Source organism: Micromonospora cynarisoli (assembly GCF_030518815.1).
GTDB classification, from domain to species: domain Bacteria; phylum Actinomycetota; class Actinomycetes; order Mycobacteriales; family Micromonosporaceae; genus Micromonospora; species Micromonospora wenchangensis.
In genome coordinates, this window is sequence record NZ_CP130426.1 from 1,938,685 (window position 1) to 1,960,907 (window position 22,223).

Here is a 22,223-nt window from a genome sequence, read left to right on the forward strand (position 1 = left end):
TGCCGTCCGGCGGTGCGGACGCGTCGCCCGGCCGGCGTGTCACCCACGGTCACACGGGGTCCGGGGCGTGGTCGAGGGACGGAAGAAGCCAAGTTCTGAGAAGTTCACGCCCGGTTCTGCGAAGTTGCGAACAGGTATATTCGCACTCTGCCAAGGGGGCTGGGCTGCCGAAAGAGCAGCGGGGAGGTGAGCGTGGTGAGCAAGACCTTCGCGGGTGCCCGGCTGCGCCGGATGCGTGAGGACCGCGCGTTGAGCCAGTCCCGGCTGGCCCGGCTGCTCAACATCTCGCCCAGCTACCTCAACCAGATCGAGCACGACACCCGGCCGCTGACCGTGCCGGTGCTGATGCGCATCACCGAGGTGTTCGGGGTCGACCCGACGGTCTTCGCCCCCCGGGACACACCCCGGCTGGTCGCCGGGCTGCGCGAGGCGCTGCCCGGCCGGCCGGGCGTCGCCGACCTCACCGAACTCGCCACCCGGCTGCCCGAGGTCGCGGAGGCCGTGCTCGACCTGCACCGCCGCTACCGGCAGGCCGACGAGCAGCTCGCCGAGCTGCTGGGCGACCGGGAGACGGTCGGGCGCAGCCCGCACGACCGGGTGACCGAGTTCTTCTACCGGCGGCAGAACTACGTGCCGGATCTGGACGAGGCGGCCGAACGGCTCGCCGCGACGATCGGGATGCGCCGCGGCGAGGTCCGGTCCACCCTCCAGGACCGGCTCGCCCAGCGGCACGGCGTGCAGGTACGCCGCGACGACGCCACCCTGCTCGGCGACGAGCTGCACCGCTACCGGCCGCAGACCCGCACCCTGCACCTGTCGACGTCGCTGCGCGCCGGGCAGGAGGCGATGCGGATGGCGGCGCAGATCGCCCTGCTGGAGTACGCCGACGTGATCGACGAGATCGTGGAGGAGGAACGGTTCGACGACCCGCAGACCCAGATCCTCACCCGGGTCGGCCTGGCCAACTACTTCGCCGCCGCGCTGATCCTGCCGTACGGGCCGTTCCTCGCGGCGGCCGAACAGCACAGGTACGACATCGACCTGCTCACCCAGCACTTCACGATGGGCTGGGAGACCGTCTGCCACCGGCTCAGCACCCTGCAACGGCCCCGGGCGCGCGGGGTGCCGTTCTCGTTCGTCCGGGTCGACCGGGCCGGCAACCTGTCCAAACGCCAGTCCGCCACCGGTTTCCCGTTCTCGCTCACCGGCGGCACCTGTCCGCTGTGGAACGTCTACGAGGCGTTCAGCGCGCCCGGCCGGGTGGTGGTGCAGGTGGCCGCGATGCCCGACGGGCAGCGCTACCTGTGGATCGCCCGCACCATCACCCGGCACCACGGCGGCTACAACCAGCCCGGCAAGGTCTACGCGATCGGGCTCGGCTGCGAGATCCGGCACGCCGACCGGCTGGTCTACTCCCGGGGCATCGACCTGTACGACGCCGACGCCGTCACCTCGATCGGCCCGGGATGCAAGACCTGCGAGCGGATGACCTGCCCGCAGCGGGCCGCCGCGCCGATCAGCGGCCGGCTCGACCTGGACGAGAACCGCAGCACCTTCATCCCGTACCCGTTGAAGGGCTGACCCCGGCGGCGGGCCGGGACCGGCGGGCGGGCGTCACGAGGTCGGGCTGGTATAGAAGATCACCTTGGCCTCGGCGAGCTTGCCCAGTTCCACCGGCCGCCACTGGCGGAAGCCCTGCCGGCCGGTCAGCTCCCCGCTGATCCCCACCGCCGGGCAGTACAACCAGTCGCCGTTGCTCAGGTTGGGGAACTCCGCCCACGCCTGCACGTGCACGTCCCCCTGCGGAAACGACAGCGTCTCCGACAGGTGCACCATCGGCATCCCGTCGGACCCACGGTGCAGGACCAGCCGGTACCCGCCGTCGACGGTGCCCACCCGGCCCTCGTCCGGGACCACCAGGTCCGCCTTGTACCACCCGCTCTGCCCGAGCTTCGGGTTCTCGAAGTCGATGTCGGCACCGAACGAGGTGAGGATCTCGTGGAGGTTGTCGTACATGGTCGCCTCTTTTCCGTGGTGGGGTCAGGCCTTACGGAAGACGTCCTTGACCAGGATCTTGCCGTCACGCAGCGTGAACACGTCCACGCCCCGTTCGAGCACCTCGCCGGTCGCGGACTCGCAGCGGAACTCCAGGAACTCCCGGTCCGCCACGACGACGCGGTCGCCGTACACCATCCGGGCGCCGGCGGCGTCGAGTTCGTCGCGCTTGCCGATGATCTCGGCGAGGAACCCGGGTATCTCCTTGCGGTGGTAGGTGTGGCCCGGCTCGGGGCCGGCGGCGACGATCCACACCCCGTCGGGGGCGAAGCAGTCGGCGGCGGCGTCCAGGTCGTCGGCGTCACAGGCGGCGAAGAACGCCGCCACCGGGCTGGTGTCGGTCATGGTGGTCCCCTCTGCTCGGATGGTGGTGGGGTTCAGTCGAAACGCACGGGCAGCGACTCGATGGCGCGGAACTGGAGGCTGTGCCGCCAGGCGACCTCGTCGTCGGCGACGGCCAGCCGCCAGTGCGGATGCCGGGCCAGCAGCCGCTGCAACACCACCCGGCCCTCCAGCCGGGCCAGCGGTGCGCCCAGGCAGTGGTGGATGCCGTGCCCGAACGCCAGGTGCCCGTCCCGGTCGAGGCGCACCGCGTCGGGATCGGGGAACCGGTCGGCGTCGCGGTTGGCCGCGCACAGCGAGATGAACACGATCTCCCCGGCCGGGATGACCGTGTCGCCGACGGTCACCTCCTGCTCGGTGAACCGGATCGTGCTCAGGTTCAACGGGCTCTCGTAGCGCAGCACCTCCTCCACGAACGCGGGTACCCGCCCGGGGTCGGCGGCCAGCTCCGCCCGCAGCTCCGGCTGCCGGTGCAGCAGCAGCACGGCGCTGCTGAGCATCGCCGCGGTCGTCTCGTAGCCGGCGTTCATCATCAGGAACACGGTGGACAGCAACTCGTCGGTGGCCAGCCGGCCACCCTCGTCGTCGGCGGCGATGAGCGCGCTGATCAGGTCGTCGGCCGGGGCGGTGCGCTTGACCGCGATCAGGTCCCGCACGTAGCCGTAGGCGTCGGCGATCACCTGCTGCTTGTCGGCCAGCGAGGTGCCGACGCTGCCCAGTTCCGCGCTCCACCGGCGGAAGTCGTCGAACGCCTCCTCGGGGATGCCCAGCAGCGAGCCGATGACCGCCATCGGCACCGGCAGCGCGACGTCCGTCACGAAGTCGACGGTCTCCCCCGCGACGATCCGGTCCAGCGCGGCGTCGGTGAACCGTTCGATCACCGGGGTCAGGCTCTGCACCCGCCGGGTGGTGAACGCGCCGCCGACGATCCGGCGCAGCCGGGTGTGGTCGGGAGGATCACTGAACAGCATGCTCGGCGGGTTGTCGGTGACGTGCTCGTCCGGGTCGACGGCCTGGGCGCGGATCACCGACGCGATGCGTCCGGCGTCCTTGGACAGCCTCGGGTCGGCCAGCAGCCGGCGCGCGTCGGCGTGCCGGGTGACCAGCCAGGCGTACACGGCGGTCGAGAACGTCTTGAGCCGGAACCGGTCCACCGTGCCGCCGTCGCGCAGCCGGGCGAACCCCGGGTACGGGTCCTGGGCGAACTCCTCGGTGAGCATGTCCGCCGGGTGGGGGGTCGAGGTTTCCTGCTGTCCGATGGTCATCGGCTCCGCCCTGTCGGTGAGGGGATCGGTGGGGTGTTCGTCGGTGCCGGCGGCAGGCAGTCGGCCAGCGCGGCGGCCGTGGTCGGGGCGTCGCCGGTGAGGACCCCCAGGTGGTCGCCCGGCACGGTGTGCCACCCGGTGTCGGCCGCCCAGCCCGGCTCCCGTCCACCGGGCGCCGCCGAGGCCCGCAGGTGGGTGACGGGGACGGCCAGCGGCTGCGGCCGCCAGTCGGCGAACAACGCCAGGTACCGTCCCATCGCCAGCAACTGCCGGTCGGTGACCAGTTCGGTGACGGTCCGGTCGGCGGCCATCCGGGTGAACAGGGTGGGCATCGTCGCGGCGTACCAGGACCCGCCCGGGACGTGCACGTCCACCAGCACCACCCGCTCGGGTGGCCTGTCGAGGTCGTGCAGGGCCGCCGCCACGGCGTGCGCCAGCCAGCCCCCGGAGGAGTAGCCGACCAGCACGTACGGCCGGTCGCCGAGGTGCGCCCGCAGCGCCGCGACCTGGGCGTCGACGACCTCGGCGCGGGTGGTCGGCAACGCCTCCCCCAGCCGGTAGCCGGGCAGCGGCAGCACCACGGCGGGCCGGTCGAGGCAGGCCAGCAGCCGGGCGTACTGGTAGGGGCTGGCCGGGGCGACCATGCTGGGCAGGCAGACCAGCAGCGGGCCGTCGCCCTCGGCGAACACCAGCGGCGTCGCGGGGGCGGCGGTCCCGCCGGCCGACGCCCGGTCCGCGGCGGCGGCGAGCAGGTCCAACCCGGCGGGTACGTCACCCCGGGCGCAGGCCGCCGCGAACGCCGCCCGCACCGCGCCGTCGTCGGGGTCTTCGTCGGCCCGCCCGGCGAGGGTGCCGGCGAGGTCGTCGGCGGTGACGGCGGTGAGCAGGTCGGCGGTGCCGACGGGCAGCCCGGTGGCCTGGACCAGCCGGTCGCGCAGTTCCACCGCGCTGAGCGAGGTCAGGCCCAGCTCGGCCAGCGACCGGTACGGGTCGACGGGGGCCGTACCGTGACCGAGCACCGCCGCCACGTGCCGCAGCACCACGTCGCGCAGCGCGTCCGGGGCCGGTGTGGCCGCCGGTGGTGCCGACGGCACCGGTTGCGGGCCGCCCGTGGTGGTCGTGAACCGGGCGTCGGGCCAGAACCGGGTCCGCTGGAACGGGTAGCCGGGCAGTGCCACCGGTGCGGCGCGGGTGCCGGCGAACACCGCCGCCCGGTCCAGGTGCCCCCGGACCAGCAGCGCGCCCATCGCCACCGGCACCGCCACCGGATCGGGCACGTCGGTACGCAGTGTCGCGACCGCCACCGCGTCGGTGGGCGTACGCAGGCAGTCGACCACCGTACCGGTCAGCGCCGGGGCCGGCCCCACCTCCAGGAAGGTGCGTACCCCGCGCCGCTCCAGGGTGCGGACGGCGTCGGCGAACCGCACCGGCCGGCGGGCGTGCGCCAGCCAGTGCCCCGGCCCGGCCAGGTCCTCGACGGTCGACACCGCCCCGGTCAGGGTGGACACCACAGGCAGCCGGGGCGCGGTGAACCGTACCCCCGCCACCATCTCGGCGAACCCGGCCAGGGCCGGTTCCATCAGCCGGGAGTGGAAGGCGTGGCTGACGTCGAGCCGCCGGCACCGGTGGCCGCCGGCCCGCAGCAGCCGGGCCGCCCGCTCCACCCCGTCGACCGTGCCGGAGAGCACCACCGCCCGGGGGCCGTTGACGGCGGCCAGTTCGACGTCGTCGCCGAGCAGCGGGCCCACCTCCGCCTCGTCGGCCCGTACGGCGAGCATCGCCCCGCCCGCCGGCAGCGCGGCCATCAGCCGGCCCCGCGCCGCGACCACGGTGGCCGCGTCGGCCAGCGACAACCCGCCCGCCACGTGCACGGCGGTCAACTCGCCGACGGAGTGCCCCGCGACGGCGGCCGGGGCGAGGCCGTACGCCTCCAGCAGCCGGTACAGGGCGACCTCGACGGCGAAGATCGCCGGCTGTGCGGTGCCCGTGTCGTCGAGTCCGACGCCGTCGGCGACGGCGGCGGCCAGCGGCCGGTCCAGCAGCGGATCGAGGTACCCGCAGACCTCGGCGAACGCCTCGGCGTAGGCGGGGAACCGCTCGGCCAGCGCCAGGCCCATCCCGACCCGTTGCGCGCCCTGCCCGGTGAACAGGACCGCGAGGTCACCGCCGCAGGTAGTGCCCGCGCCGACCCCGGCATCGGCCAGTTCGGTGAGACCGGCGAGCAGCCCGGCGCGGTCGGTCGCGGTGACGCACGCCCGGTGCCGCAGGGCCGCCCGCCCGGTGGCCAACGCCAGGCCGAGCCCCGCCGGGGTGAGCGTCGGATCGGCCCGCACCAGCGTCGCCAGCCGGCCGGCCTGTTCCCGCAGCGCCTGCGGGTCGGCGGCGGAGAGCAGGCACGGCACCGCAGGCAGCGGGGTGACCGCCGGCTCACCGGCTGTCGGTGCGGGTGGTTCCTCGACGACGACGTGGGCGTTGGTGCCGCTGATCCCGAACGCCGACACCGCCGCCCGCCGCGGGCGCGGCCCACGCGGCCACGGCTGGGCGGCGGTCAGCAGCCGCACCGGGGAGTCGTCCCAGCGCACCGCCGTGGTCGGGGTCGCGGCGTGCAACGTACGCGGCAACCGGCCGTGCCGCAGCGCCAGCACCAGCTTGACCAGGCCGGCCAGGCCGGCGGCGGCCTGGGTGTGGCCCAGGTTGGACTTCACCGAGCCCAGCCACAGTGGCCGGTCCCGACCCCGGCCGTAGCTGGCCAGGAGCGCCTCGGCCTCGATCGGGTCGCCGAGCCGGGTGCCGGTGCCGTGCGCCTCCACCGCGTCGACGTCACCGGGGGTGAGCCCGGCGTCGGCGAGCGCCCGTTCGATCACCCGCCGCTGGGCGGGGCCGTTCGGCGCGGTCAACCCGTTGGACGCCCCGTCGGAGTTGACCGCGCTGCCGCGCAGCACCGCGTGCACGGTACGCCCGTGGGCGATGGCGTCACCGAGCCGCTCCAGCAGCAGCACCGCCCCGCCTTCCCCCCAGCCGACCCCGTCGGCGGCGGCGGAGAACGCCTTGCACCGCCCGTCGGCGGCCAACCCCCGCTGCCGGCTGAACTCGGTGAACCCGACAGGTGTCGACATCACCGTCGCCGCGCCGACCAGGGCCAGCGGCACCTCACCGGCGCGCAGCGCCCGGACGGCCTGGTGCACGGCCACCAGCGCCGACGAGCAGGCGGTGTCCACGGTCAGCGACGGCCCGGTCAGCCCGAGCACGTACGAGATGCGGCCGGAGGCGACGCTCGCCGCGTTGCCGGTGAGCAGGAAACCCTCGGCGTCGCCGGCGGCGTGGGCGAGCAGCAGCGGATAGTCCTGGCCGTTGGTGCCCACGTACACCCCGGTCTCGGTGGCGCACAGCCGTTCCGGGTCGATGCGGGCGTCCTCGACCGCCGTCCACGCCAACTCCAGCAGCATCCGCTGCTGCGGGTCCATCGCCGACGCCTCCCGGGGGGACACCCCGAAGAAGCCGGCGTCGAACCCGGCGACGTCGGGCAGGAACCCGCCGGAGTCGACGTAGCTGCGCCCGGGGGCGGTCGGGTCCGGATCGTGCAGGTCCGCCGGCCAGCCCCGGTCGGTGGGGAACGGGACGACCGCGTCGCGGCCCTCGTCGAGCAGGTCCCAGAACCGGTCCGGGGTGTCCGCGCCGCCGGGGAACCGGCAGGACATCCCGACCACGGCGACCGGTTCGGCGGCCGAGGTGGTGGCCCGGTCGAGTTCCCCGCGCAGCCGGTCGACCTCGCGCAACGCGTTACGCAGGGCCGCCACGTACTGTTCGGTGCCGGCACTCACCGCTGTCCCACCGTCTGCGCGGCCAACGCCAGCAGTTCCTCACCGGAGAGCCCGTCGAGGTCGTCCGAGCGGTCGGCCGGCCCCGCAGGGTCGTCCGGCCGCGTCGGCTCGTCGGCCAGGGCCAGCAGCCGGTCCAGCAGACCGGCGCGGCGCAGCCGGTCGACGGGGAGGGCACGCAGTGCCGCACGTATCCGCTCCTCCTCCGGGTCGGTGTCGGCGGCGAGTTCGGTGAGCAGGTACGCGGCGAGTGCCGCCGGGGTGGGATGGTCGAACACCGCACCCATACCGAGCGGCACCCCGGTCGCCGCACTCAGCCGGTTGCGCAGATCCACCGACGTCAGCGAGTCGAAGCCGAGGTCGTGGAAGACACCCGTCACCGGCAGCAACGTGCCCGGCTGGTGGCCCAGCACGGTGGCGGCGGTGGCCCGGACCAGGTCGGTGACCACCTGCCGACGGCGCTGCTCGTCCAGGCCGGTCAGGTCCAGCACCGGCGGAGTCGGGGGGTCCCCCGCCGGCAGCAGGGTCCGCAGCAGGGCCGGGGCGGTGGTCGGGTCGAGGGTCGCGGTGCGCAGGGCGGCCGCGACGACCACCGGTTCGGCGCTGGTCAACGCCGCGTCGAAGAGGGCCAGCCCGGTGGCCACCGGCAGCGGGGCGAGACCGGCGGCGGCGAGCCGGGCCCGGTCGGCGACGCCCAGGTCCCCGGTCATGCCCGCACCGGCCCACGGCCCCCACGCGATCGAGGTGGCCGGCAACCCGGCCGCCCGGCGACGCTCGGCGAGGGCGTCCAGCGCGCTGTTCGCGGCGGCGTACGCGGCCTGGCCGGCCGCCCCGAACAGCCCGGCGACCGACGAGAACAGCACGAAGAAGGCCAGGTCGGTGTCGCGGGTGAGCCGGTCGACGACCCGCGCGCCCGTCACCTTGGCCCGCCAGGCCCGGTCGAGCTGGTCGGGGGTGAGCCCGGACAGGACCCCGTCGGCGAGCGCGCCCGCCGCGTGCACCACCCCGCGCAGGGTGCGCCCGTGCAGCGCGGCGGCCACCGCGTCCGGGTCGGTGACATCGCCGCTGACCGAGGTGGCGGTGACGCCGAGCGCGGCCAGTTCGGCGGCCAGGTCCGACGCCCCACGACGGCCGAGCAGCACCAGGTCACGCACGCCGTACGCGGTGACCAGGTGCCGGGCGACGGCGCTGCCGAGGGCGCCCGCCGCCCCGGTCACCAGGACCGTGCCGTCGACCGGCGGGCGGGGTCCGGTGGTGGCGGGCGTCAACTCCGGGACGCTGGCGACGCCCGCACGTAGCCGGACCTCGTCGTGGCCGGCGGCAGCTGCGGCCGGCAGTGCCGCCAGCGACGCGGGGGTACCGTCGTGGTCGACGAGGGCCACCCGGCCCGGATGCTCGGTCCGGGCGGCACGCAGCAGACCGGCCACCCCGTCGGCCGTCGGATCGGTGCCGTTGAAGCCGACGACGAGCCGACCGCCTGTGGGATCGGCGAGTCGCTGTTGGAGGACCGCGAGCACCTCGGCGGTGCCGCTGCCGGCGCGGTCGAGCACCGCCGCCTCCCCGGCGGGCAGGTCCGTCGGCGTCCACCGCACCGCGTACAGCGGCGGTGTCGCCGGACCGGCGGCAAGCCAGTACCGCTGGTGTTGGAACGGGTACGTCGGCAGGTCGACGATCTTTCCGCCGCCGTAGTACGCCCGCCAGTCGACGTCGTGCCCCCGTACCCACACCTGCGCCAACCCCGTCACCGCGCTGACCGCCTCGTCGACGCCCGGACGGAGCATCGGAATACCGTCGGCCAGCAGGGACGACAAACCCCCATCCGGGCTGAGTTCCCACCACGACCGGGCACCAGCCGCCTCGACCGCCTCATGAAACCGCACCGGCTCACGCACCTGCCGCACCCAATACCCCGGATCCGCAAGATCGTCGACCTTTCCGGTGACCGTCGACACCACCGGAATCCGCGCCGGACCGAACGACAAACCCTCCACCACCGCCCGGAACTCGTCCACCATCGGCTCCATCAACGGCGAATGGAACGCATGACTCACCGACAACCGACGCTGCCGGACACCCAGCGTGGTCGCCGCCGTTTCCGCTGCTTGCAAGGTTTCCTGTTCGGGGCCGGCAATCACCACCGCCGACGGACCATTCACCGCCGCGACAACCACACCACCAGACAGGAACGGCTCCACCGCAGCAACGGAAGCCCGCAGCGACACCATCGCCCCACCCACCGGCAACCCCGCCATCAAACGAGCACGCGCCGACACCAACACCACCGCATCCGGCAACGACAACACCCCGGCCACGTGCGCGGCCGCGACCTCCCCGATCGAATGACCGACCAGAACCGCCGGGCGGACACCCCACGACTCCACCAACCGGAACAGCGCCACCTCCACCGCAAACAACGCCCGCTGCGCGACCCCTGTCTCATCCAGACCCACACCGGAGGAGATCGCCCGTTGGACGTCCTGCCCCAGCAGGTCACACACCTCGTCGAACACCGACGCGAACACCGGAAACGCTTGGTACAGCCCCAAACCCATCCCCACCCGCTGACCACCCTGACCCCCGAACACCAGACCCAACCCCGCAGGAACGCCACCAGACGACACCGGCCCGGACGTCAGCGACCGGGCACCGGGCGCAAGCGACGCCGAATCCGCCACCACCACACCGTCGAGCACCACCGCCCGCTCGTCGAACACCGACCGCGTCGATGCCAACGACCACCCCACATCCACCGCCGACACCCCAGCCGTCATCGACTGCAACCGCCCGACCAGCTCCCGCACCCCGGCAGCCGACCGGGCCGACACCGGCCACGGCGTCACCCCCACCGGCACCCGCGAACCCGCCACCACCGCATCCGCCTCCGGAGCAGCCACCTCCACCGACGGCGGCTCCTCCACGATCACGTGCGCATTCGTCCCACTGATCCCGAACGACGACACCCCCGCCCGCCGACGACCACCCCCAACCACCGTCCACTCCCGCGACTCCCGCACCACCTCCACGGAACCCGACGACCAGTCCACGAACCCCGACGGCTCGGCCACGTGCAACGACCCCGGCACCACCCCGGCCCGCATCGCCGACACCACCTTGATCACCCCGGCGACACCCGCCGCCGCCTGCGCATGACCGATGTTCGACTTCACCGACCCCAACCACAACGGCACCGACCGACCCCGCCCGTACGTCGCCAACAACGCCTGGGCCTCGATCGGATCACCCAACCGGGTACCCGTCCCGTGCCCCTCCACCACCTGCACGTCGTTGACCGACAGACCCGCCACCGCCAACGCCCGACGGATCACCCGCTCCTGGGAGGGGCCGCTCGGCGCGGTCAGGCCGTTCGACGCACCGTCGGAGTTCACCGCGCTGCCGCGTACCACCGCCAGCACCCGGTGGCCGTGGCGGCGGGCGTCCGACAGGCGTTCCAGCAGCAGCAGGCCCACGCCCTCACCCCAGCCGACGCCGTCGGCGGTGTCGGCGAACGCCTTGCACCTGCCGTCCGGGGCCAGGCCACGTTGCCTGGCGAACTCCACCAGCAGGTCGGCGGTGGGCATCACCGTCACGCCCCCGGCGAGGGCCAGCGAGCACTCCCCGGCACGCAGCGCCGACGCGGCCAGGTGCAGGGCGACAAGCGACGACGAGCAGGCGGTGTCGAGGGTGACCGCGGGCCCGGTGAACCCGAACTGGTAGGCGATCCGGCCGGAGACGATGCTGCCGGCGCTGCCGCTGATCAGGAGCCCTTCGAGTTCGTCGGGTACGTCCTGACCGCCGAAGGCGTAGTTCTGGTACATGGTGCCGACGAACACGCCGGTCGGGCTGCCGGCGAGCGAACCGGGGTCGATGCGGGCGTGTTCGATGGCCTCCCACGAGGTCTCCAGCAGCAGCCGCTGCTGCGGGTCCATCGCCAACGCCTCCCGGGGGGAGATGCCGAAGAAGTCGGCGTCGAAGCCCGCGACGTCCGCGAGGAAGGCGCCGCCGGTGGCGTACGTGGTGCCGGGGTGGTCCGGGTCGGGGTGGTAGAGCCCGGCGAGATCCCAGCCCCGGTCGGTCGGGAACCCGCCGACCGCGTCGACCCCCTCGGCGACCACCCGCCACAGGTCGTCCGGGCCGCGTACCCCGCCGGGCAGCCGGCACGCCATCCCGATGATCGCCACCGGTTCGCTGATCCGGCTCTCCAACTGGGCGACGCGGGCCCGTGACCGGCACAGGTCGGTGGTGGCCTTGCGCAGGTACTCCACGAGCTTGGCGCTGTCCTCGGCCATCACAGCTCCGTTCCCTGGTCGATGATGTCGTACAGGCGGTCCACCGGGATCGTGTCCAGGTCGTCGGTGTCCAGGTCGCCGTAGTCGGCGGGTGGGCGCAGTTCGATCAGGAGGCGTTCCAGCCGGTCGACCACCTCGTCGCCGCCCGCGTTCCCGGTGCGCAGCGCGGCCTCCAGCCGGTCGAGGGCGGCCATCGCCGAGCCGTCCTCCCGCTCGTGGTCCGGCCAGCGCAGCCCGCAGACGAAGTCGGCGAGCGCGGCGGGGGTGGGATGGTCGAACACCACCCCGGCCGGCAGCGGCACACCGGCGGCGGCGCTGACGGCGTTGCGGAGCTGGGTGGCGGCCAGCGAGTCCACGCCCAGGTCGGCGAAGCGGCGGCCCGGGTCGACCTCGGTCGGGTCGGCGTGGCCGAGCACCTTCGCCGCCTGGGTGGTGACGAGATCCAGCACCGCCTGGCGGCGGTCGGCCGGGGCGAGCGCGGCGATCCGGTCGGCGGCCGGTCGCTGCTCCCCCGGCGTACGGCGGGGGGTGCGGACCAGGGCGCGGAGCACGGGCGGCGGCGCGTCGATCGCCCGCAGCGCGGCCGGGTCGAGCCGGACCGGCGCCTGCACGACCCGGTCGTGGGCCAGCGCCAGGTCGAACAGCGCCATGCCCTCGGCCTCGGTCATCGGCACCACACCGGTACGGGCGACGCGTTCCCGGTCGTGCGCGTCCAGGGTGCCGATCATGCCGCTGTCCTGCGCCCACAGCCCCCAGGCCAGCGACACGGCGGGCAGGCCGAGATGGCGGCGCAGCCGGGCCAGCGCGTCCAGGCCGGAGTTGCCCGCCGCGTAGTTGGCCTGGGCGGGCGGGCCGAGCAGTCCGGAGATCGACGAGTACAGCACGAACGCGTCGAGGTCGAGATCCCGGGTCAGCTCGTGCAGGTGCCAGGCGGCGTCGATCTTCGGGGCCAGCACCGTGTCCAGACGTTCCGGGGTCAGCGCGGGCAGCACACCGTCGTCGAGCACGCCGGCGGTGTGGATCACCGCGCGCAGCGGGTGGGCCGGGTCGGTCCCGGCGAGGAGTTCCGCGAGGGCGTCCCGGTCCGTCACGTCGCAGGCGGCCACGGTGACGTCCTGCGCGCCCAGGTCGAGCAGTTCCGCGCGGAGTTCCGCCGCGCCCGGGGCCGCCGGGCCACGCCGACTGACCAGCAGCAGCCGGCGTACGCCGTGGGTGGTGACCAGGTGCCGGGCGGCGAGCGCCCCCAGTCCACCGGTGCCGCCGGTGACGAGCACCGGTCCGGCCCACCGGCGGGACGCCGGGGTGACGCCCCGGCTGCGGACGAGCGTCGGTGTGGTCACCACGCCGCCGGTCGCGGCGAGTTCGGTGGTGCCGGCGAGCAGGGCGTACGGGAACGCCCGTGCCGAGCGGCGGTCCCCGTCGAGGGTGACCAGGCCGAACCGGTCCGGGTACTCGCTGATCGCCGAGCGGACCAGCCCCCAGGCGGTGGCCAGGACGACGTCCCGGTCCACTCCGGAGGCGACGAACACCAGGCGGCACGGGGCGAGCGCCCCGTCCCGGAGCCAGTGTTGGGCAAGCTTCAACACCCGTTGCGCCATCGTGTGCGCGTCCGCCGCCGGGTCACCGGTGTCCGGGTAGGTCAGCGGGTGCAGGAGCACGTCGGGCCGGCCCCGCGCCGAGCCGAGCAGTTCGACGAGGGTACGGTGCCGGCGCAGGCCGTCCAGCCCGTCGAGCAGCCCGAGTTCGTCGTCGCCGAGCAGCGCCCAGTCACCCGGTACGTCGCTCGTCTCCCGCGTCGGGACCCGTCGGTCCTCCAGGTGGAAGAGGGCGTCGCCGACGGACGGGCCGGTGTCGCCGCCGAGTTCGAGTTCGGCCTCGGTGGTGACGGTGCCGTCGTGGTCGACCAGGGCGATCCGGACGTGCCCGGAGTCGTGGTGTGCGATTTCGACGTCCACGGCAGGGTCGGCCCGGTGGACGGTCAGGTTCGTCCAGCGCACGGGCCGGGCGGGGGCGAGGTCGTCGAGTGCGGAGCGGAGCACGGCGGTGGGCAGTGTGCCGCCGTCGCCGGGTTCCGCGGAGAGCTGCCCGGTCGCGTGTTCGACCCAGGTGCCGTTGGGCCGGGAGGCGATGGTGAAGCCGACGCCGTCCACGGTGACCCGCAGTGGGCCGGGGCGCTCGGGCGGCGCCTCGGGGACGAGTTCGGTGACACCGGTGACGCCCGCGTGCCGGGCCGCCGCCAGCGCCGCCTCCGCGAGAACGACGTGCGGCCCGGCCTCGGCCAGCGCCGTCGCGGTGAGTACGCCGGCGAGGACGAACGAGTCGTCGGACAGCTCCACCGCCGCGCCCAGCAGCGGATGCTCCACCGGGTCGAGCCCGACGCCCACCACGTCCGTGCGGGGTGCCGGTGTCAGCCAGTACCGCTGCCGTTGGAACGGATACGTCGGCAGGTCGACGACCTTCCCCCCGCCGTAGTACGCCCGCCAGTCGACGTCGTGACCCCGCACCCACACCTGCGCCAACCCCGTCACCGCGCTGACCGCCTCGTCGACGCCCGGACGGAGCATCGGAATACCGTCGGCCAGCAGGGACGACAAACCCCCATCCGGGCTGAGTTCCCACCACGACCGGGCACCAGCCGCCTCGACCGCCTCATGAAACCGCACCGGCTGACGCACCTGCCGCACCCAATAATCCGGATCCGCAAGACCACCGACCCGACCGGTGACAGTCGACACCACCGGAATCCGCGCCGGACCGAACGACAAGCCCTGCACCACCGTGCGGAACTCGTCCACCATCGGCTCCATCAACGGCGAATGAAACGCATGACTCACCGACAACCGCCGGTGCCTGACATTCAGGCCGGTCGCCGCCGCCTCCGCCACGCGCAAGGTTTCCTGCTCCGGACCGGCGATCACCACCGCAGACGGACCATTCACCGCCGCGACAACCACACCACCGGACAGAAACGGCTCCACCGCATCCGCCGAAGCCCGCAGCGACACCATCGCCCCACCCACCGGCAACCCCGCCATCAAACGAGCACGCGCCGACACCAACACCACCGCATCCGGCAACGACAACACCCCCGCCACATGCGCCGCCGCGACCTCCCCGACCGAATGACCCACCAGAACCGCAGGCCGCACACCCCACGACTCCACCAACCGAAACAGCGCCACCTCCACCGCAAACAACGCCCGCTGCGCGACCCCTGTCTCATCCAGACCCACACCGGAGGAGATCGCCCGTTGGACGTCCTGCCCCAGCAGGTCACACACCTCGTCGAACACCGACGCGAACACCGGAAACGCTTGGTACAGCCCCAAACCCATCCCCACCCGCTGACCACCCTGACCCCCAAACACCAGACCCAACCCCGCAGAAACGCCACCCGACGACCCGGCACCAACCGACGACCCCGCGACCGGACCCACTGCCGAAGCAGCGACCGCACCGGACACCAAAACCCGAACCCCGGGAGCAAGCGACGCCGAATCCGCGACAGTCTCACCGTCGAGCACCACCGCCCGCTCGCCGAACACCGACCGCGTCGACGCCAACGACCACCCCACATCCACCGCCGACACCCCAGCCGTCATCGACTGCAACCGCTCGACCAGTTCCCGCACCCCGGCGGCGGTCCGCGCCGACACCGGCCACGGCGTCACCCCCACCGGCACCGGCGAACCCACCACCGCCTCCGCCGCCACCGGCGGTTCCTCGACGATCACGTGTGCGTTGGTGCCGCTGATCCCGAACGACGACACCCCCGCCCGCCGACGACCACCCTCGGCCACCGCCCACTCCCGGGACTCCCGCGCCACCTCCACGGAACCCGACGACCAGTCCACGAACCCGGACGGCTCACCCACGTGCAACGACCCCGGAACGGTGCCGTGCCGCATCGCCAACACCATCTTGATCACCCCGGCGACACCCGCCGCGTGCTGCGTGTGGCCGATGTTCGACTTCACCGACCCCAGCCACAGCGGCTCCGACCGGCCCTGCCCGTACGTCGCCAACAGGGCTTCCGCCTCGATCGGATCACCCAACCGGGTACCCGTCCCGTGGCCCTCCACCACCTGCACGTCGGACACCGACAGGCCCGCCACGGCCAGCGCCCGGCGGATCACCCGCTCCTGGGAGGGGCCACTCGGCGCGGTCAGCCCGTTCGACGCACCGTCGGAATTCACCGCACTACCCCGCACCACCGCCAGCACCGGGTGGCCGTGCCGCCGGGCATCGGAGAGCCGTTCCACGAGCAGCATCCCGGCGCCCTCGGCCCACCCGGTGCCGTCGGCGTCGGCCGAGTACGCCTTGCACCGGCCGTCGGGTGACAGCCCACCCTGCCGGCTGAACTCGACGAACAGGGTCGGGGTGGACATCAGCAGCGCGCCACCGGCGAGGGCGAGGTCGCACTCCCCGGCGCGCAGGGCGTTCGCCGCCAGGTGCAGGGCCACCAGCGACGACGAGCACGCCGTGTCCAGGGTGAGGACCGGGCCGACCAGGCCGAGGTGGTAGGCGAGCCGGCCGGACGCGACGCTGTTGGCGCTGCCGGTGAGCAGTTGCCCCTCGAACTCGGGCACGGTGGCGAGCAGCGAGCCGTGGTCCTGGCTGCTGACCCCGACGAAGACACCGGTCCGCGAACCCCGGGCGGCAAGGGGTGGAATGCCGGCGCGTTCGAAGGCCTCCCACGAGGTTTCCAGCAGCAGCCGCTGCTGCGGGTCCATCGCCAACGCCTCCCGGGGCGAGATGCCGAACAGGGCCGGGTCGAAGTCGGCGATCCCGTCGACGAAGCCACCCTGGGCGGCGTACGTGGTGCCGGGGTGGTCCGGGTCGGGGTGGTAGAGGTTGTCCAGGTCCCAGCCCCGGTCGGTCGGGAAGTCGCCGATCGCGTCGGTGCCCTCGGCGACCACCCGCCACAGGTCCTCCGGGCTGCGTACCCCGCCGGGCAGCCGGCACGCCATGCCGACGATGACGACGGGGTCGTCGTCGGTACGGGTCGGGGTGGCGACCGGGGCGGGGGCGGGGGTGCCGGCGATCTTCGTGGTCAGCCAGGTGGCGACCGCCGACGGGGTGGGGTGGTCGAACACCAGCCCGGCGGGCAGGCGCAGCCCGGTCGCCGTCGACAGCGCGTTGCGCAGTTCCACCGCGGTCAGCGAGTCGAAGCCCAGCTCGGTGAAGGGCCGGTCGGCGGGGACCGCGTCCACGCCGGAGTGGCCGAGCACGCCCGCGACGCGTTCCCGTACCACCTGGAGGAGGGTGGCGGTGAGTTCCGCGCCGTGCCGTCCGGCGAAGACCGCGGTGGGGTCGGCCGCCGCCACGGCCTGCCGGGCCGGGCGACGGACCAGCCCCCGCAGCACCGCCGGTGGCTCACCGGTGATCCTCGGCAGGTCCATCCGCATCGGTACGAGGTGTGCGTGGCCGGTCGCGGCGGCCAGGGTGAGCGCGGTGTCGAACAGGGCCATGCCCTCCGAGCGGTCCAGCGGGGTCATCCCCGCCCGGGTGATCCGGTCCCGGTCGGCGGTGGTGAGTGCGGCGGTGATCCCGCCGTCCTGGTGCCACAGTCCCCAGCCGAGCGACAGCGCGGGCAGCCCCCGGGCCCGCCGGTGGGCGGCGAGCGCGTCGAGGAACGCGTTGGCGGCGGCGTAGTTGGCCTGCCCGGGGCCACCGAACACGGCGGCCGACGAGGAGTAGAGGACGAACGCGTCCAGGTCCCGGTCCCCGGTCAGCTCGTGCAGGTGGCAGGCGGCGTCCACCTTGGGGCGGAGCACCCGGGTGAGCTGCTCGTCGGTGAGCGCGCCGACGACCGCGTCGTCGAGCACCCCGGCGGTGTGCACCACCGAACGGACGGGATGGCTGTCGAGCAGCCGCGCCAGGTCGTCCCGGTCGGCAACGTCGACGGCGGCGACGCTGACGGTGGCACCGAGGCCGGTCAGCCCGGCCACCAGTTCGCCAGTGCCCGGGGCTCCGGCGCCCCGGCGGCTGGCCAGCACGAGTTCGCGTACGCCGTGGGTGGTCACCAGGTGGCGGGCGACAAGCGCGCCCAGCCCGCCGGTGCCACCGGTGACGAGCACCGGGCCGGGAAGGCGCACGGGTTCGGCCGTCGGGGTGGTTGCCCGGGCCAACCGGGTGCCGGTCCAGGTTCCGGCCCGGACGCTCACCTCCGGTTCGTCACCGGCGGCGAGGCCGGCCGCGACGGTGGCGACCGTGGTCGGGTCGTCGGTGTCGACCAGGACGAGCCGTCCGGGGTTCTCGGTCTGCGTGGTGCGCAGCAGCCCCCAGGCGGCGGCCAGGGCGGGATCGTCGGCGACGCGTTCACCGGCGACGACCACCCGGGTGTCGGCGTACGCGTCGGTCAGCAGGGTACGGGCCAGGGCGAGGGCGGCGGCGACGGCGGCGTGGGTACGGCCGGCGAGGTCGTGGTGGTCGGCGTCGACGGTCAGGTGGTGGCAGACCATCGGGGCGGGCCCGGCGTCGAAGGCCGGCACGGGTGCGGTGACCGACGGGGCCGGCACCGGCACGGCCACCCGCTCGTAGAGGTGTTCCTGGCGGGGCCGCCCGGCGGACCGCAGCGCGTCGGCGGAGACGGGACGGGACAGCAGCCCGCCGACGGTGACCACCGGCGCGCCGGACTCGTCGTAGCCGGTCAGGGTGAGGCTGCCCGCCGACTGTTCCCGCAGCCGTACCCGCAGGGTGGTCGCGCCGCCACGGTGCACCTGCACGTCGCTCCAGGAGAACGGCAGGCCGCCGGGGCGGGTGTCGTCCAGCACGCCGCGCAGCAGCGGGTGCAGGCAGGCGTCGAGCAGGGCGGGGTGCAGCACGAACGCGTCGGCGTCGGCGTGCCGGTCGGTGGGCAGGACCACCTCGGCGAGGATCTCGTCGTCGAGCTGCCACAGCCGGCGCAGGCCACGGAACGCCGGCCCGTACCGGTGGCCGTCCTCGGCCAGGCGGGGGTAGGCGTGCGTGACGTCGATCTCGCGGCTGCCGGGCGGCGGCCAGGTCTCCTGCCCGGCGGGGGCGGTCGGGGGCGCGGCGGTCAACTGGCCCTCGGCGTGGGTGGTCCAGGCGGGGTCGTCGCCGTCGGTGGTGTGCGGGCGCGAATGGACGGTCACCCGTCGTCTGCCGTCGGGGTCGGGCGCGCCGACGGCCACCTGGATCTCCACCGGTTCCCCGGTGAGCACCAGCGGCGCGGCGATGGTCAGCTCGTCGACGACGCTGACGCCGAGGTGGTCGCCCGCGCGCAGGACGAGGTCCACGAAGGCCGTCCCGGGCAGGAGCACGGTGTCGAGCAGCGCATGGTCGGCCAGCCACGGGTGGGTACGCAGGGACACCCGTCCGGTGAGCAGCACGCCGTCCCCGGCGGCCAGTTCGACAGTCGCGCCGAGCAGCGGGTGCCCGGCGGACCGCAGGCCGGCGCTTGTCACGTCGCCCCGCCCGTCCCCGGCGTCGAGCCAGTACCGCTGCCGTTGGAACGGGTACGTCGGCAGGTCGACGACCTTTCCGCCGCCGTAGTACGCCCGCCAGTCGACCTCGTGACCCCGTACCCACACCTGCGCCAACCCCGCCACCGCCGACGTGACCTCATCAACACCGGGACGGAGCATCGGAATACCGTCGGCCAGCAGAGACGACAAACCACCGTCCGCACTCAACTCCCACCACGAGCGGGCACCAGCCGCCTCCACCGCCTCATGAAACCGCACCGGCTCACGCACCTGCCGCACCCAGTACCCCGGATCCCCCAGACCACCGACCCGACCGGTCACCGTCGACACCACCGGGATCCGCGGCGGATGGAACGACAAGCCCTGCACCACCGTGCGGAACTCGTCCACCATCGGCTCCATCAACGGCGAATGAAACGCATGACTCACCGAAAGTCGCCGCTGCCTGACACCCAACCCGGTCGCCGCCACCTCCGCCACGCGCAAGGTCTCCTGCTCCGGACCGGCGATCACCACCGCAGACGGACCATTCACCGCCGCGATGACCACACCACCGGACAGAAACGGCTCCACCGCATCCGCCGAAGTCCGCAGGGACACCATCGCCCCACCCGCCGGCAACGCCGCCATCAAACGAGCACGCGCCGACACCAACACCACCGCATCCGGCAACGACAACACCCCCGCCACATGCGCGGCGGCGATCTCCCCGACCGAGTGACCGACCAGGACCGCAGGCCGGACACCCCACGACTCCACCAGCCGGAACAGCGCCACCTCCACCGCAAACAACGCCCGCTGCGCCACACCCGTGTCATCCAGACCCACACCAGAGCCGATCGCCTCCCGCACCTCCCCACCCAACAGACCGCACACCTCGTCGAACACCGACGCGAACACCGGAAACACCCGACACAGCTCCGCACCCATCCCCACCCGCTGACCACCCTGACCCCCGAACACCAGACCCAGACCGGAGGCCACCCCCGGGGGGTCGACCTCCGTCGCGGCCGGGGACGACGGTTCGTCGTCACCTGCCGGTGGGACCGCCGCCGACCAGCGGAGTCCCGGGGGCACCGAGGCCGAGTCCGCGATGACGTCGCCGTCGAGCAGCACGGCACGTTCGTCGAACACCGTCCGGGTCGACGCCAGGGACCAGCCCACGTCGGCCGCCGGCACCGTCGGGTCGGCGGCGTTCCACGGGCGGAGCCGCTCGACCAGTTCCCGTACGCCGGCGGTCGTCCGGGCCGACACCGGCCACGGTGTCACCGGTACGGTGGCGGATCGGCCGGTGGCCCCGGTCCCGGCCGACGGGTCCGCTTCGGTGGGTGCCCCGGGCGACGGGTCCGCCACGGCGGGCGGTTCCTCCAGGATGACGTGCGCGTTGGTGCCGCTGATCCCGAACGACGACACCCCCGCCCGCCGACGACCGCCCTCGGCCACCGTCCACTCCCGGGACTCCCGCGCCACCTCCACGGAACCCGACGACCAGTCCACGAACCCCGACGGCTCGGCCACGTGCAACGACCCCGGCACCACCCCGGCCCGCATCGCCGACACCACCTTGATCACCCCGGCGACACCCGCCGCCGCCTGCGCATGACCGATGTTCGACTTCACCGACCCCAACCACAACGGCACCGACCGACCCCGCCCGTACGTCGCCAACAACGCCTGGGCCTCGATCGGATCACCCAACCGGGTACCCGTCCCGTGGCCCTCCACCACCTGCACGTCCGTCGGGGTCAGGCCGGCGGATTCGAGGGCCTGCCGGATGACGGCGCGTTGGGCGGGGCCGTTGGGGGCGGTGAGCCCGTTCGACGGGCCGTCCTGGTTGATCGCGGAACCCCGGACGACGGCGAGCACCGGGTGGCCGTGACGGCGGGCGTCGGAGAGTTTCTCCAGCAGCAGCATGCCGGCGCCCTCGGCCCAGCCGACCCCGTCGGCGGCGGCCGAGTACGACTTGGCCCGGCCGTCCGGGGCCAGCCCCCGCTGCCGGCTGAACTCGACGAACGTGCCGGGGCTCGCCATCACGGTGACGCCGCCGGCGAGGGCCAGCGTGCACTCCCCGGCGCGCAGCGACCGGGCGGCGAGGTGCAGGGCGACCAGGGACGACGAGCAGGCGGTGTCGACGGTGACGGCGGGACCGGTCAGGCCGAAGGTGTAGGCGATCCGGCCGGAGGCGACGCTGCCGGCGCTGCCGGTCAGCAGGTAGCCCTCGAACTCCTCGGGGACGTCGCGGACCCGCAGGCCGTAGTCGCCGTACATGATGCCGGTGAACACCCCGACCGGGGTACGTCGCACCGAGGCGGGGAGGATGCCGGCCCGTTCGAACGCCTCCCAGGTGATCTCCAACAGCAGCCTTTGCTGCGGGTCGACGCCGAGCGCCTCCCGGGGGCTCATGCCGAAGAAGGCGGGGTCGAAGTCGGCGGCGTCGTGCAGGAAGCCGCCCTCGTGGGCGTAGCTGTGGCCGGCCCGTTCCGGGTCGGGGTCGTAGAGGTCCGCCGGCCAGCCCCGGTCGGTGGGGAAGTCGGAGATGGCGTCCCGGCCCTCGGCGACCAGGTCCCACAGGTCCTCGGGGGAGCCGACCCCGCCCGGGTAGCGGCAGGCCATGCCGACGATGGCGATGGGTTCCCGGTCCCGTTCGGTCAGCTCGGTCAGCCGCTGCCGGGCCTTGTACAGGTCGGCGCTGACCTTCTTGAAGTATCCGAGCAGCTTCTCGTCGGCCATGTCGGTCTCTTCCGCCCTTGGTCGTCAGGTGGGGTCGGTCGGTGTGCCCGTCGGGTCAGTCCAGGGAGATGCCGAGTTCACGGTCGACGAAGGCGTAGACCTCCTCCGCCGAGGCGTCGGCGAGTTCCGCGTCGACGTTCTCGCCCGCGGCGGCGGGCTCGTCGAGCAGGGCGAGGATGTCCTTCAGCCGGGCCCGCGCCGCCGCCCGTGCCGTCGCGGCGAGATCCGCGGCGAGCACCTCGGCGTGCAACCGGTCCAGCCCGCCGAGCACCGCCG

The 22,223-nt window shown here is 73.8% G+C and carries 7 protein-coding genes; 1 reads left to right on the forward strand and 6 read right to left on the reverse strand.

Features of this window, described 5'->3' with window-relative positions; translation table 11 throughout:
* Positions 1-195: 195 nt before the first annotated feature.
* Positions 196-1,581: a short-chain fatty acyl-CoA regulator family protein gene (locus tag Q2K16_RS08065; RefSeq protein WP_168222457.1), complete on the forward strand. Its 1,386-nt coding sequence runs from the start codon at positions 196-198 to the stop codon at positions 1,579-1,581.
* Between the two features lie 33 nt (positions 1,582-1,614).
* Here the strand turns inward: Q2K16_RS08065 and Q2K16_RS08070 are convergent, their stop codons facing one another.
* The 6 genes from Q2K16_RS08070 to Q2K16_RS08095 are packed head-to-tail and all read right to left on the reverse strand — an operon-like array spanning position 1,615 to position 21,947.
* The gene (locus tag Q2K16_RS08070; protein WP_302744488.1) at positions 1,615-2,016 is read right to left on the reverse strand and encodes an allene oxide cyclase barrel-like domain-containing protein; all 402 of its coding nucleotides are present in this window, start codon (positions 2,014-2,016) and stop codon (positions 1,615-1,617) included.
* Positions 2,017-2,040: 24 nt separating this feature from the next.
* On the reverse strand, positions 2,041-2,400 hold the full coding sequence (locus tag Q2K16_RS08075) for a nuclear transport factor 2 family protein (RefSeq protein ID WP_302744489.1): 360 nt from the start codon (positions 2,398-2,400) through the stop codon (positions 2,041-2,043).
* Between the two features lie 32 nt (positions 2,401-2,432).
* The gene (locus tag Q2K16_RS08080) at positions 2,433-3,662 is read right to left on the reverse strand and encodes a cytochrome P450 family protein (protein WP_302744490.1); all 1,230 of its coding nucleotides are present in this window, start codon (positions 3,660-3,662) and stop codon (positions 2,433-2,435) included.
* Positions 3,659-7,483 carry a type I polyketide synthase gene (locus tag Q2K16_RS08085; RefSeq protein WP_302744491.1) on the reverse strand — a complete coding sequence of 1,275 codons (3,825 nt, stop codon included), beginning with the start codon at positions 7,481-7,483 and terminating at the stop codon, positions 3,659-3,661. The genes Q2K16_RS08080 and Q2K16_RS08085 overlap by 4 nt, the downstream gene beginning before the upstream one ends.
* The gene (locus Q2K16_RS08090; protein ID WP_489671860.1) at positions 7,480-11,769 is read right to left on the reverse strand and encodes a type I polyketide synthase; all 4,290 of its coding nucleotides are present in this window, start codon (positions 11,767-11,769) and stop codon (positions 7,480-7,482) included. The genes Q2K16_RS08085 and Q2K16_RS08090 overlap by 4 nt, the downstream gene beginning before the upstream one ends.
* Positions 11,766-21,947, reverse strand: coding sequence for a type I polyketide synthase (locus Q2K16_RS08095; RefSeq protein ID WP_302744493.1), 10,182 nt, complete (start codon positions 21,945-21,947; stop codon positions 11,766-11,768). Before Q2K16_RS08095 ends, Q2K16_RS08090 begins: the two co-directional genes overlap by 4 nt.
* Positions 21,948-22,223 lie beyond the last annotated feature (276 nt).